Source organism: Vibrio sp. 10N.222.55.C7, assembly GCF_041473335.1.
Taxonomy (GTDB): domain Bacteria; phylum Pseudomonadota; class Gammaproteobacteria; order Enterobacterales; family Vibrionaceae; genus Vibrio; species Vibrio crassostreae_C.
The window spans coordinates 403109-418580 of the sequence record NZ_JBFRSC010000021.1 but is presented as its reverse complement, the minus strand read 5'-3'; the positions used below and the strand labels follow the sequence as shown (position 1 = coordinate 418580).

Here is a 15472-nt window from a genome sequence, read left to right as displayed (position 1 = left end):
CAGATTAGGAGATACACAATGAACTCTTTCTTTATCCTAGATGAAAACCCATGGGAAGAACTTGGTGGCGGCATTAAGCGTAAAATCGTTGCTTACACTGACGATCTAATGGCAGTACACCTATGTTTTGATAAGGGCGCGATTGGCCACCCTCATACTCACGAAATCCATGACCAAATCGGTTACGTAGTTCGTGGTAGCTTCGAAGCTGAGATTGAAGGCGAAAAGAAAGTCCTTAAAGAAGGCGATGCTTACTTCGCTCGTAAACACATGATGCACGGTGCAGTTGCACTAGAGCAAGACAGCATCCTTCTTGATATCTTCAACCCTGCGCGTGAAGATTTCCTAAAATAATAAACAGCGCAACCTCAGTTGCTAAGGTAAGCATATGAAATCATTAAACATCGCGGTCATTGGCGAGTGCATGGTTGAGCTACAAAAGAAACAAGACGGGCTTAAGCAAAGTTTCGGTGGCGATACACTAAATACTGCACTTTACTTGTCTCGCTTAACAAAAGAGCAAGATATCAACACGAGCTACGTAACAGCGCTAGGCACTGACCCATTCAGTACCGACATGTTAGAAAAGTGGCAAGCGGAAGGTATCGACACTAGCTTAATTGCTCAGCTTGATCACAAACAACCAGGGCTTTACTACATCGAGACCGATGAAACTGGTGAACGCAGTTTCCACTACTGGCGTAATGATGCTGCAGCAAAGTTCATGTTTGACCAGGAAGACACGCCTGCTCTACTTGATAAGTTATTCTCTTTTGATGCGGTTTACCTAAGTGGTATTACGCTTGCTATCTTGACAGAGAATGGACGCACGCAGCTATTCAACTTCTTAGACAAATTTAAAGCGCAAGGCGGGCAAGTATTCTTCGACAATAACTTCCGTCCAAAACTTTGGGAAAGTCAACAAGAAGCGATTTCTTGGTACTTGAAGATGCTTAAGTACACTGACACGGCTCTACTGACGTTCGATGACGAGCAAGAGTTGTACGGCGACGAAAGCATTGAACAGTGTATTGCACGTACGTCTGAATCTGGTGTGAAAGAGATCATCATTAAACGTGGTGCTAAAGACTGCTTAGTAGTTGAAAGCCAAAGCGCTCAGTACGTTGCTCCAAACCCAGTAGACAACATTGTTGATACTACAGCGGCTGGCGACTCGTTCAGCGCGGGCTTCCTAGCTAAGCGCTTAAGCGGTGGCAATGCACGTGATGCAGCGTTAGCAGGTCATATTGTGGCAGGGACTGTGATTCAGCATCCAGGTGCTATCATTCCTCTAGAAGCGACGCCTGATCTGTCTCTATAATTACGCACTTTAACTATTAATCAAGGGTTTGCTTAGTTGAAAGCAAGCCCACATTTAACGTGAGAAAGAATTCATGACTACATTAAATGAACAACTAGCAAACCTAAAAGTAATTCCTGTAATCGCTATCAACCGTGCTGAAGACGCTATCCCTCTAGGTAAAGCACTTGTTGAAAACGGCATGCCATGTGCAGAAATCACGCTACGTACAGAATGTGCAATCGAAGCGATTCGCATCATGCGTAAAGAATTCCCAGACATGTTAATTGGTTCAGGTACTGTACTGACTAACGAGCAAGTTGACGCATCTATTGAAGCTGGCGTTGATTTCATCGTAAGCCCAGGTTTCAACCCGCGCACTGTTCAATACTGTATCGATAAAGGCGTTGCAATCGTACCGGGTGTTAACAACCCAAGCCTAGTGGAACAAGCAATGGAAATGGGCCTTCGCACGTTGAAGTTCTTCCCTGCTGAGCCTTCTGGCGGTACTGGCATGCTTAAAGCACTAACAGCGGTTTACCCTGTTAAATTTATGCCTACTGGTGGTGTAAGCTTGAAGAATGTAGATGAATACCTATCGATCCCTTCTGTACTTGCGTGTGGCGGTACTTGGATGGTTCCAACTAACCTTATCGACGAAGGTAAGTGGGAAGAACTAGGCAAGCTGGTTCGTGACGCAGTTGATCACGTTAACGCTTAATCTATTTTAGATTGAGTGATGAAGCCTCACCTCGGTGGGGCTTTTTGTTATCTGGCGTTTATTGCGCTGACTAACCGTAAAACACGCTCAATCAACATTATGTTTCCCCCACACCTTATCGCCTTTCTCTCTATGGGCTCGTCCAGCTCCGCGACTAAGACAGGCAATAACAAGTAATGTAAGCTTTCAATCGACTCCAGCACGCATCTAACGAAGCGTTACTGGTGCCCCCTATCGCCTATCCAGCTTCTTATCCAGCCCCTTACCCAGCAATGTTCCTTTTCGATACGTCATCAAGCATCTCTCATGGCATGCACTGAAGACCACAATAGACAAAGTGCACCGCAAAATGTGTCCCGTCATCGAGTTTAACGCCCACTCAGCGACAAAAAATTCCAAATACGCACCTCTATGGCACAAAAAACAAACAAATAGCATAGAAAGGCTTCATGGCCGCAGATAAACAGAAAATAGCGAAGTGAAAACAATGAGCTACACTTGAAATCTCAATACAAAAATTTTCAGTATAGGGTTCCAAATTAACGTGAATGTCGTCGCACAACACACCAATTTGTAGCACATTTGTTACGGTTATAATTAAAATCTTATAGATACGGTAAAGTAAGCGCTTTTGTTTATATTGTAATACATATAAACATTTAACCCTCAATTTATTTTAGATCTCAAACAAAATACACTCACATTTAAATTCAATTAAAACAAATACTTATACAACCACGCGTTAGAGGCCGAAAAATCAATGCGACCTAGATCATACTAAAGACATATTGTAGTACAAATAAACCTTGGAACGCGTTAATCTAAGCCCAGTTAATTATGATATTTAAAAGGCTGAAAAGATGACTATTGATACTTTTGTTGTTCTCGCCTACTTCTTCTTTTTAATCGCGATTGGTTGGATGTTCCGTAAGTTCACCACCTCTACAAGTGATTACTTCAGAGGGGGCGGCAAAATGTTGTGGTGGATGGTTGGTGCAACTGCCTTCATGACACAGTTTTCAGCATGGACGTTTACAGGTGCCGCAGGACGCGCGTTCAATGACGGTTTCGTTATTGTAATCCTATTCTTAGCCAATGCTTTTGGCTACTTCATGAACTATATGTACTTCGCTCCAAAGTTCCGCCAACTTCGTGTGGTAACGGCGATCGAAGCTATTCGTCAGCGCTTTGGTAAAACGTCTGAACAGTTCTTCACATGGGCAGGTATGCCGGATAGCCTTATCTCTGCAGGTATCTGGTTAAACGGTCTAGCTATCTTTGTAGCAGCGGTATTCAATATCCCAATGGAAGCTACCATTGTGGTAACGGGTATGGTTCTAGTATTGATGGCAGTAACGGGCGGCTCTTGGGCGGTTGTTGCTTCTGACTTCATGCAAATGCTTGTAATCATGGCCGTGACAATCACTTGTGCGGTAGCAGCTTACTTCCACGGTGGCGGCTTAACTAACATTGTTGCTAACTTCGACGGCGACTTCATGTTAGGTAACAACCTAAACTACATGAGCATCTTCATCCTTTGGGTTGTATTCATCTTCGTGAAGCAGTTCGGTGTAATGAACAACAGCATCAACGCATACCGTTACCTATGTGCAAAAGACAGTGAAAACGCACGTAAAGCGGCAGGCCTAGCATGTATCCTTATGGTTGTTGGTCCACTAATTTGGTTCCTACCACCTTGGTACGTTAGTGCATTCATGCCTGAGTTCGCTGAGCAATACACATCAATGGGCGACAAAGCCGGTGATGCTGCTTACCTAGCATTCGTACAAAACGTAATGCCAGCAGGTATGGTTGGTCTTCTTATGTCAGCAATGTTCGCTGCAACGATGTCTTCTATGGATTCAGGTTTGAACCGTAACGCTGGTATCTTTGTAATGAACTTCTACAGCCCGATTCTTCGTAAAAATGCGACTCAGAAAGAGCTGGTTATTGTAAGTAAGATAACGACTATCATGATGGGTATTTTCATCATTGCGATTGGTCTATTCATTAACTCTCTGCGTCACTTAAGCTTGTTCGATATCGTAATGAACGTAGGTGCGTTGATTGGCTTCCCAATGCTTATCCCTGTCCTACTAGGTATGTGGATTCGTAAGACACCTGACTGGGCTGGTTGGTCTACTCTAGTGGTTGGTGGTTTCGTTTCTTACATCTTCGGTATCTCTCTGCAAGCAGAAGACATCGAGAACCTATTTGGTCTAGAAACAGCGCTTACAGGCCGTGAATGGAGCGACTTGAAAGTAGGTCTTAGCTTAGCTGCTCACGTAGTGTTCACAGGTGGTTACTTCATCATGACTTCTCGCTTCTACAAAGGCCTATCGCCAGAGCGTGAGAAAGAAGTTGACCAACTATTCACTAACTGGAACACGCCGCTTGTAGCGGAAGGTGAAGAGCAACAAAACCTAGATACTAAACAGCGTTCAATGCTTGGTAAGCTTATCAGCACAGCCGGTTTCGGTATCCTAGCAATGGCTCTGATTCCAAACGAACCAACAGGACGCTTATTGTTCCTACTATGTGGTTCGATGGTACTAACCGTTGGTATCCTGCTGGTTAACGCATCTAAAGCTCCGGCTAAGATGAACAACGAGTCAGTTGCCAAATAGCTAAACAGCTAAATAAGCAGCTAACAAGTTAAACCAAAATGAAGCCCATGTTATTCGATAACATGGGCTTTTTGTTTGTCTTCGGTTTATCAAAATAGAATATGAAACGCATCTCGATTAATGTGCATAAAGCGTAGAAATACCTATCTCCTGCCCTCGTTTTATCTTCTTTTCCAACCTTTCCAATGGTTTGATCTCTTTCTCTGATTGTTTCTGTTACTTTGAATGACAACACAAACACAACAGACAATTACAATGAAAAAAACATCACTATTACTTGCCTCCATTGCTCTGGCACTTTCTGGTGTCGCACAAGCTGACCAGCTAGAAGACATTCAAAAATCAGGCACTTTGCGTGTGGGCACTACTGGCGACTACAAGCCTTTCTCTTACTTCGATGGTAAAAGCTACTCTGGCTACGATATCGATGTTGCACAGCACATCGCGGAACAATTAGGCGTTGAATTGAAGATTGTTCGTACCACATGGAAAGATCTACTGACCGACCTAGACGACGATAAGTACGACATCGCGATGGGCGGCATTACGCGTAAAATGCAGCGTCAGTTAAACGCGGAACAAACTCAAGGCTACATGACCTTTGGTAAGTGTTTCTTGGTTGCGAAAGGCACCGCAGAACAGTACGACAGCATTGAGAAAGTGAACCACTCTTCTGTTCGTGTGGGCGTGAACATTGGCGGTACTAACGAGATCTTTGCCGACGCGAACTTGCAGAATGCAAGCTTCACACGCTACGAGAACAATCTCGACGTACCGAAAGCAGTAGCAGAAGGCAAAGTTGATGTGATGGTAACAGAAACGCCTGAAGGTCTATTCTATCAGGTAACTGACGAACGTCTTGAAGCGGCACGCTGCGAAACTCCATTCACCAACAGTCAGTTCGGCTATCTGATTCCTAAAGGTGAACAACGTTTGTTGAACACGGTGAACTTCATTATGGATGAGATGAAATTGAAAGGTGTTGAAGAAGAGTTCCTGATCCACAACTCCCTTAAGTAACTCTTTTCAATTTATACCGTAACAAAAAAGAGGCCAGCAATGCTGGCCTCTTTCGTTATGGTTCAATGGTTCGCTTTAACCGTGAGTTATCACATTCTGCTGTACCAATGCATCCAGAATGTCCGAAGGCATGGTGCTACTTAAGGTTAGCTGTGGCGCAAGGTCTTCAACCACAATCACCTGTTCCGTAGTACCTAAGCCATCCGGGTTGATCGTAAGCTCAATATCATCCCCGTCCACTTTCGCGTCTATTTGTTGTAGCAACGCGGTCATGTCTGGAGATGTATTTTTAAGCTCCGGCAACACTTCTCTCAAGTCAATGCTGTCCCCTTCCGACAAATCAAAGTCGGTAATCGTATCTTCAACACCATCTTCGATGTTAAGCCATACGAACGAGTCCATACCATCACCACCAGTCAGAATGTCTGAGCCTCCGCCGCCAATCAGGGTGTCGTTACCGTCACCGCCAACAAGCGTATCGTCACCTGCGCCACCTTCAAGTCGATCATTCCCTGAACCACCCGTTAAGTCAGTCGCATTAGCACCAGCCAGTAACTGAACATCATCGGTTTCCGAAGCCAAGTTAATATCAACTGCGTTAGACACAATGTTCAAGTTAAGGTCAATCGATGCAGAGGTTGCTGTATCGTTGTTGTCAGTCTCTTCAGAAACCGCCTCGACTTTCAGTGTGTAGTTACCTGGAGTTTGAGAAAGCCCAACCGCTTGCAAGCTTTCAATTGCATCTGCCGTTGCTACCCAAACACCACCGCCAAGATCCGTCACAGAACCCGCAGCACTGGTGATTTGAGCGCCAGCAGGTACATCACTGATATGCAGCGTTAGCTCTTCTGTAATGTCCGTTAAGGCTGCGATAATCCCAACTAAAGGAATGCCACTCGCACTCACAGACTGACTCGCAGTAATGTTTCTCACGTAGTTAGTCGCACTATCGATAGACAGGGTTGGTGCATTCGCCACTGGCGTCACCGCGATGTTGTAAACCACAGGTGCTGTCTCTATCGCAATACCTGAAGGGTTGCCGCTGTCTTTGGCAACAACTTCTAATCCAATGCTATTGGTTGGAGACAGGCTCGCATCAAGAAATACACCATTTGGACTGGTTGGCGTATCAATCAACGCATTCAGGTCACTCAATGTCCCCACTAAGATGACTGAACCCGTGTTGTTGCCGTTAACAACAACCGTCGTCACTGCTGGAAGTGATACATTCAATGTACCGTAATCCACCGTCAGCGTGACGGTCATCAGATCATCAGAAAATGTATCTACATAATCAGGGTCACTGACATTGATACCACTCAACAGTTGACCAGCATCCTCGTCAATAACCGTAGTGACACTGTCACCATTAACGACCGGTGTATCGTTCACTCCATCGACAATCGCGGTGATCTCCGCTGTATCCGTTAGGAAGTCATTAGCGCCGTTGGTTGTACCATCATCCTCTACGGTATAGGTAAACTTAACGTTGCCGTTGTATTCATCAGCTGCCGTAAATACCCAGTATGGGCCAGTGATCGTAGCATCATCAGCACCACCTACGTTCTCGAAGCGTTGTAGTTGACCTTGGCCTTCATCGAGCGCCAGATTAGTCACGGTAATCGTGTCGTTTTCCGGATCGCTCGTCGCAGCAATTAAATCGCCCTCTTTGATGATCAACTGACCTTCTTCAAGGATGTTGCCCAAGTCGATGTCCGTTGCTACAGGAGCGTCATTCACTTCCGTTACTTCAAGACTAATTTCAGCACTGTCGGTTAGGAAGTCATCCGCGCCATTAGTTGTACCGTCATCAGTAATTGAGTAATTGAATTTAACGTCACCGTTAAAGTCGTTGTCCGCTACAAATAGCCAGAATGGTCCGGTAATCGCCGCGTTATCGGCGCCACCTGCGTTTTCAAAGCGCGTTAATTGGCCTTGTCCTTGAGTCAGGGTTACACCCGTAACCGTCAGGTTATGGTTTTCAATGTCAGAACTTACTGAAATCAAGTCTCCTTCCACAATCACTATTTGACCATCTTCAGCAATCGAACCTAAATCAACATCAGTTGCCACAGGAGCGTCATTCACTTCCGTTACTTTAATGGTGAAAGTAGTTTGGTTGGTCTGTGCTGTATTCGGATCACCCGCATCAATCAAGCCATTATTACCGCCGTCATCGAGTGTTGCATTAATCGTGACTAAACCACTCTGGTTGAGATAGTTCTGGTCTGGGTCTGGTTTGAAAGTCACGGCTCCATTAGTCAATGCGGTATTGATGTCGGCTTCTTTACCGGTAATCACCAATGAGCCACCAGGTTGCAATACAAACGTCACGTCAGGTGAGCTCGTAAACTCAAACACACCTTGCGCTCCCGGAAGTGTTTGATCGACTTGCAACGTAAGAACATACGGAGCGTCTGGATTATCAAAGTTAGCATCAACGTCGTAGATACTAAAGTTGTCGATAGCAACACTAATGTCTTCCGATGTTTCAATATTCGTTACGTTCACAAAGATCGGTTGATCGTTAATAGGATCAATCACCAGATCAACATCGAAGCTGGTTGGCGTCCCCAAATATTCGGTGTTATCAGCGTCAGTATCCACAGAGCGAACGGTAATCTGCAGCGGGCCATTAATGCCTAATACATTACCCGTATCGCTATTGTGTTCACCTGAATTGAATACGATCTTATCGAGCGACTGTGCAGGAACATCAAGTGTCCAAAGCTGCGTAACTGGATCATAACTAGCCAAGGTTGTGCCGTCTGGATAATAGATAGAGGCATCTTGAGGAACGCCCGCAACTTCTACTCGAAGTGTCTCTGGTGCATTCTCGGTATAAGTGCCGTTGCCCGTTGCAGATAGCTCTTTATCCAAAATCGTCGCATTGATTTCGATATCAATGTTTTGACCTTCGTTACCTGTCACAGAATCTGTTGGATTAGTATCAACATCATCACCCACAGGTACCACATGCAGCTTAAAGCTTGGCAGATTTGATGCTGCAGTAGGCACACCCAACAAAGATTCTTGAGTAAATACGGCAACACCAAATTCAGCCGTACCACTGAAGTCCTTAGGCGGTAAAATCGAAATCTCACTCAAGTCGAACGATAACCCTGATGCTTGAGGTAGTTGAACACTCCACTCACCACCACCATTATTCTTCACCGTGTATGCCGAACCAGCATCTGCACGCATCTGGAAGCCATCAGGTACATCTGTAAACTTAATCGACACAAACTGTTCTGAGCCATCAAGGTCAGTCAGTGCAATCGATACAGGCCCTGTGCCCGACAAAGAAATCAGCTGGTCCTCAGTACCCGTAATCTCGATAACATCAGGATCGCTACCCGGGCCAGTGACAGACACGTCATCCACCACAGGAACGACTTCAAAACTGACATTGGTAGAGAAAGTATCGGTATCAGTCGCGCTGCCAGTTGGCGAAGCTGCATCATTGTATGTAGCAGTATCGGTAATCGTCCCGCTGACATTCACTTGCACCTGATTTACGTCATTATCTGTTGGGTAATTTAACGCCGGTCGGAATAGTACATTATCCAACGCGCCTGCATTAATCTCAGCTTCATTAAAGGTCACCGATGTGCCAAGCGATACCCCTGCGCTGGTATAGAAAGCCCCAACACTCGTGTCATTTAACGTCAGTGTGATAGAGGTGAATTTTTCGTCACCACCTTCAACTCCGCTTACTTGGTCATCAATGGTCGAGCTGAAATCAAGTTGGATATAGGTATCTTCGTAGCCGACTGGATCTTGCCCTGCTTGACCGTCGGTATCGACAGGGTTAAACGAATCGTCAAGCGAACCAACGACAGTAACGTCAATATCTGGGTTACCTTCAACATCAGGAGCAACTTTAATGACTACTTCTGTCACTAGAGTTTTCTCATCCCCCGACAATACGTCTTTAGTTACTATCGTCAACGGCAACCTAAAGTCGCCGGAGTAGTCGGCTGGTAAGTTAAGCAGTAGTCCAGAGAGGTCGGTCGAGACCCCTTGATCGACGGTAGTCTGGAATACATATTTGCCATTAACAAAGTCTAGGTCGCTGCTTCCCGATAAACTAATTGGGAAGGTGACTTCGTTCACCGCTCCTGGATTAATGGTCACACTGTCATCAATAATGATGGTCACTTGATCAGTTGAGTCATCTTCGCCCGAGAAAGTAATTAAACCATTCAATGCCGTACCTAGATCTAACTGGGTGTCCTCAATCGCATCAACAACACTGTCTGGTGTTATATCAATATCGGCTGCAACCTTAGTACTCCCAGCCACCACTTGAGGGAATGACAGAGTGACTTCTCCGTCCCTACGAGCGGCCGTAGATGACTCAACCTCAGCACCATCACCTCGGTCTATCACCGTACTAAAGATGTCCATCTTGATGTCATTGAACCCTCCAGCCCCGCTGTTTCCTGAAGGAAGAACAAGGCCGTTCGGTGCACTTATGCTAAATATGTCTTCATTCGTTACAACCCAGCGCCCATTGCCTTCATAAGCAGCGCCAATAACGAGCAGTTGATTGAGTACAGCATCTGATAGAGCCGAGTCGTCCACATTTGTTAATTGAATAACTAACTGATCCACTTCTTCGATAACGGACGAAGCATCTGTTTCTTGATATCGAATGACGAACTCATCCGTAACCGATGTATTATCGCTATTGGTAGTGAACTTAAGCACGCCAGTGTTTGCATCAGCAACTACGGTTGCTAGTGCTCCAGTACCCAGCACATCATCGACGATAAGCTTGTTGCTCGCATCTTCAGGCTCAACCACAGGTCGCACTTGAACGTTAATGATTCCGGTTATATCTGGATCGGCTTCGACATAACCACCATCTTCATCCTCTAAGCCGCTAGGCGTATACTCATGATCTCGCTCTTCCATTTTAAGTTCGGTGGTCAACGTAAAATCTGCACTAGAATCAGCCGGGGGCGTCATTTGAATGAAGTTATTCGCTAATGCAATTTGAGTAAATTGCTCCGGTGTTTGACTAGCGTCTTTAGGAGTAATAGTTAACGTACCTGCACCATCATTTACAACAGTAACATCACCATTTACGGTAGGTGTGACACCCGATGGAATACCGGAAATCGTAATCGAAGTGAAATGCTCATCAGAATCAATATAGTCTGCACCTTCGGGGTGCCAATCAATGTTGATAGCCGCATCTTCATCACCGTTAGTCGTATTGACATAAGTTGCTGATGTGTCGATTCTAGGTATAACAAGCACGCGCACTTCTTGGTCAAACGTAAGCGTATGACCGTCATTCTCAGTCACGATCACTTTACCCTGAATATGAATATTCTCAGTTGAAGAATCGACAGGTCTGATGCGAATTCCTGAGGTTTTACCTGCGTCAGTGATGTTAGCTTCGTAGATAGGTTTAGACAGATCAGGGCTACCACCCGGACCGGTTTCATAACCAACAAAATTAAGGTCAATCACTGTACCATCGCCATCTTCGAGGATGACCCCGTCAGGGATACCCGAAAGGATTACAGTGATTGCTTCAGACCCATCTCCTGTTAAAGGAGAATCCGCGAGATCATCAGGTTTACGTTCACCAGACAACACCGTGAAATCAAGCTCGGCATAGTTGTCTCCATTCTGGCTCTCTTGGATCGTGGTTTGAACACCAGATGTTGTGCCATCGGTGATTGCTGTCCAAGCCGTACCGTTTGTACCGCCATAAGGAATATCTGCAACACCTTTAACCTCAACGTTAACCGTTTTAGTTCCTAGGATTTCTTCATCAACTTGCGCCCCTGTAGATAGGTTCGCGGTATCTTTAACCACACCGGTTACGTCAAAGGTAAAATCAACATTGCTGTGTTTAGTCGGAGTAACTTCAATTTTCGCTAAGTCAGCATAAGCAATCTCTTGGTAAACGATGCCATTGATAGTCACTGTGTTGATGGTTACATTGCTATCAGTACTACTAAGCACCGCGCCTTCAGTAATATTGTTAATACGAACGAAGAGTTCTTCAGATCCATCAGTATCAACGGATCCCGTCATGGTGATAACTTCGTCTAACGTGAATGCGTCCTTATTATCAAGAGGACCTAGATAATCAGGATCATCAATGTTGTCTTCGTTGATCCTAATGCGACTCACACTGAGTTTTCCAGGGTCGGCGTCAGCAGTCACATCGATAATGATGTTTTGCTCTACAGAGCGAGCGGTCGTTTTGTCTACCCCACCGTTGGCTGAATCATCATATGGGTTGCGTGTTTCTTCCGTAATTGCCGTTGCTTTGAACTCAATTTGTCCAGAGAAGTTGTCGATTGGGTTAACTTCAGTGCTATTGATATCTGCAGATGCGATGACATAAACACCATTAACGGGCGTTAACAGGTTGCCATTTTGATCCAACAGCTCAAACTTCCCATCACCCTGAATCGCCTCAAGTTCATAAGTAATGGTTTCAGTACGGCTGTTATCTTGAGACTCTGCGTTCAGCTGCAGCGTCACATTGTCCTCATCTTCATTCACTTGATATTGATAAGTGCTATTCGCATCATCCCAAGTCGCAATGTCGGCAACCGCTTCAATTTCAATTCTAAAGTTTGAGTTTACGGTATGGTCTAGTGAACCATTATTATCAATTTCGAGCTCATAATTGATTCGAACCCCATTTTCACCAGAACCAAAATTCTGGTCTGGGACAAAGAACAAGTTGTCGATTGTCGCGATGGTGTCTAATGGTTGATTCGTACTTGGAGCAAAGCTCTGCTGCATTTCAGGAGGACCAAACAAGATATCACCGTTTGGTTCTGCCACTAGTTTGTGATAGTCCACGCCATCAAAGTAATAGAACGTCCCTCTGTGATTGCTACTCTGGATCGTCAGTTGGCCGATGGACTCGTTGTTATCTTGGTCCTTCAGGTTAACCTGTAACGCAACTTGTGCAGGGGCATCAGGCAACCCACTTTGATTATCTTGGGTATTCTCTAAGTTTGGAGCATCGCCCGTTGCGTAAGGGATTGTAGAGTCTCTACCCGCATCCTCAAACGTAGTCACCTTGAGCGAGATTGCTGAAGACTCTTCATCCGTAATCGTGATGTTCAAAGGCGTAGATGACGTATCCAAATCACTGTCTGTCGCAATCACATTGATCGAGAAGTCGATGGAGTCACCATCATGATCGAGATAATTGGTAGCTCTAAATTCTATTTCGCCATTTGAGTTGATACGCAAAGTACCCAGCTGCCTTTCCTGAGTACCACCATTGCCATCATCGGTCTGCTCATAAACACGGATAGTTCGACGTCCACTTTGAACATTCAAGCCATCGCTAAAGCCTGTATTGTTACCTCGTTGAAAAACAATATCAGCCCCGTTACTTGAGATACCTTCAATTCGACTCAGTACCGCGCCATCAGCCCCCACATCGGTCGCATTGGCAAACATATCGACTTTAGAACCATTGTAATTCTGACCTTCAATACGAGTGATAGACTGAGTTGTCACTAACGGAACATCATCGGTTACTGTGATTTTCAGATCGATTGCGTTTGATTGGTCTTGGTCAAAATCTTCAGCAATGATTGAAAAATCAAGTTCGATGTTGTTTTCATCGGCACCATCAGGGTGCTTGAGAGGTTTAAACAGTTCAAACTGATAGCTGTTGTTTGACGTATCAAAAATAATCTCGAAAACAGGCACTTGACCTGTGCCTGTCTGAGCAACGTAAGTAAACGTACTGCCAGATACAGAAACAGGTAACCATTCTAAGCTTTCTCCATCGGAGGTTAAGCCAGTCAGAACCAAATCTTCATCAACCAGTTCATACTTAACAACGCCATCGGCACCTTCATCGACCGAGAACAGTCCATTAATAATGGTGTCTTCAGATTGATCGGAACCAATACCAGTAAGATCGTCTTCATCGACAACCGTTTCACCGGTTGGCGCACTCATTACTGGCGCATCGTCTAGCACCTCGATTGGCAATACATATTGGTTAGAATCATCACCATCACCATCAACAGCAACAACATCAAACGGTATTGTTAGTGTATCGAGGTTGCTCGGTGTCGTGGCGTGATTGAGAGGTCCAAGCAAGGTAAACGTGTAAGCACCGTCATCAGTCAGCACTAATGTGAAAATTGGCGTTCCGCCTGGGTCAGTTGCACCTTGGTAGGTGGTCGTGTTAGCAGCACCTGTGATCTCGGTGATCTTAATACCTTCATTGCCAGACGATAGCGTCGCTTCTAGAGTTGAGATATTGCGTAGTTCGTAAACCTCAACTTTGTCTGCACCTTCAGTCGTAACAAATGCACCTGTCGCCTGAGCGACAACAGAACCTAAATCGTCTTCATCAACGACAAATGTACTCGCAACCGTCGTATCAGTGATCGTTGGCGCATCATCGAGCACCTCAATTGGCAATACATATTGGTTAGAATCATCGCCATCACCATCAACAGCAACAACATCAAACGGTATTGTTAATGTATCGAGGTTATTTGGTGTCGTAGCGTGATTGAGAGGGCCAAGCAAGGTAAACGTATAAGCACCGTCATCAGTCAGTACTAGTGTAAAAATTGGCGTTCCACCTGGGTCCGTTGCCCCTTGGTAGGTAGTCGTGTTAGCGGCACCTGTGATCTCAGTGATCTTAATACCTTCATTGCCCGACGATAGCGTCGCTTCCAGCGTTGAGATATTGCGTAGTTCGTAAACCTCTACTTGGTCTGCACCTTCCGTGGTAACAAACGAGCCTGCCGCCTGAGCGACAATAGAGCCTAAATCGCCTTCATCAACGACAAACGTACTCGCAACAGTAATATCAGTGATGGTTGGCACATCATCCGTCACCGTGATCTTCAGATCGATCGCATTCGATTTATCTTGGTCGAAATCTTCAGCTACAACAGAGAAGTTAAGGTTAATCGCGTTTTCACCCGCGCCATCAAGGTGCTTAAGTGGTTTAAACAATTCGAATTGATAGCTGTTATCTGAGGTATCGAAAATAATTTCGAACACCGCTTCATTACTCGCTGCTGTTTGAGCAACGTAAGTAAATGTTGTGCCGCTTTGCGACACAGCTTGCCACTCTAAGCTTTCTCCATCAGAGGTTAAGCCCGCAATCACTAAATTTTCATTAACCAACTCATACTTCACAACGCCATCGGCACCTTCATCAATCGTGAATAGTCCATTAATAATGGTGTCTTCAGATTGATCTGAACCAATACCAGTAAGATCGTCTTCATCGACAACCGCTTCACCCGTTGGCGCCGTCATTACTGGCGCACCATCAAGCACCTCGATTGGCAATACATATTGGTTAGAATCATCCCCATCACCATCAACGGCAACGACATCGAATGGAATCGTTAAGGTATTGGAGTTCGGGCTTGTTGGATGGTTCAGAGGACCTAACAACGTAAAGCTATAAGAGCCATCATCACCTAATCCCAACGTGAAGATTGGCGTTCCACTTGTCGTCGTACCTTGATAGGTCGTTGTGTTAGCCGCCCCTGTGATTTCTGTAATAGAAATCGCTTCAGTTCCAGAGGTCAATGTCGCTTCAAGAGCTGAGATATTACGCAGTTCGTAAACCTCTACTTGGTCTGCACCTTCCGTGGTAACAAACGAGCCTGTCGCCTGAGCGACAACAGAGCCTAAATCGTCTTCATCAACGACAAACGTACTAGCAATAGTCGTATCAGTGATGGTTGGCACATCATCCGTCACCGTGATCTTCAAATCGATCGCATTCGATTTATCTTGGTCGAAGTCTTCAGCTACAACAGAGAA

The 15472-nt window shown here is 45.2% G+C and carries 6 protein-coding genes; 5 read left to right on the top strand and 1 reads right to left on the bottom strand.

Annotated elements, in window-relative coordinates; translation table 11 throughout:
* Positions 1-18 precede the first annotated feature (18 nt).
* From AB4482_RS09055 to AB4482_RS09035, 5 genes are all read left to right on the top strand, one after another.
* Entirely contained in the window at positions 19-354 is a 336-nt protein-coding gene (locus AB4482_RS09055; RefSeq protein ID WP_009846518.1) for a cupin domain-containing protein, read from the top strand.
* Between the two features lie 34 nt (positions 355-388).
* Positions 389-1321 (top strand): sugar kinase, encoded by a 933-nt coding sequence (locus AB4482_RS09050; protein WP_017061485.1) that lies wholly within the window; start codon positions 389-391, stop codon positions 1319-1321.
* A gap of 73 nt (positions 1322-1394) precedes the next feature.
* Complete coding sequence (locus tag AB4482_RS09045) at positions 1395-2021, top strand: bifunctional 4-hydroxy-2-oxoglutarate aldolase/2-dehydro-3-deoxy-phosphogluconate aldolase (RefSeq protein ID WP_017061486.1); 627 nt, start codon at positions 1395-1397, stop codon at positions 2019-2021.
* An 860-nt stretch (positions 2022-2881) separates the two neighbouring features.
* Complete coding sequence (locus AB4482_RS09040; protein ID WP_017061487.1) at positions 2882-4648, top strand: sodium:solute symporter family protein; 1767 nt, start codon at positions 2882-2884, stop codon at positions 4646-4648.
* A gap of 255 nt (positions 4649-4903) precedes the next feature.
* Positions 4904-5668, top strand: coding sequence for a transporter substrate-binding domain-containing protein (locus AB4482_RS09035; protein WP_017061488.1), 765 nt, complete (start codon positions 4904-4906; stop codon positions 5666-5668).
* 75 nt (positions 5669-5743) lie between these two features.
* On the opposite strand, the gene AB4482_RS09030 is transcribed toward AB4482_RS09035, so the two are convergent.
* Positions 5744-15472, bottom strand: a 9729-nt coding sequence (locus AB4482_RS09030; protein WP_372180805.1) for a cadherin-like domain-containing protein, incomplete at its 5' end; no start/stop codon positions are given.

Coding starts and splice junctions, on each gene's coding strand:
- AB4482_RS09055 (WP_009846518.1), top strand. CDS start 19: ATGAACTCTTTCTTTATCCTAGATGAAAACCCATGGGAAGAACTTGGT.
- AB4482_RS09050 (WP_017061485.1), top strand. CDS start 389: ATGAAATCATTAAACATCGCGGTCATTGGCGAGTGCATGGTTGAGCTA.
- AB4482_RS09045 (WP_017061486.1), top strand. CDS start 1,395: ATGACTACATTAAATGAACAACTAGCAAACCTAAAAGTAATTCCTGTA.
- AB4482_RS09040 (WP_017061487.1), top strand. CDS start 2,882: ATGACTATTGATACTTTTGTTGTTCTCGCCTACTTCTTCTTTTTAATC.
- AB4482_RS09035 (WP_017061488.1), top strand. CDS start 4,904: ATGAAAAAAACATCACTATTACTTGCCTCCATTGCTCTGGCACTTTCT.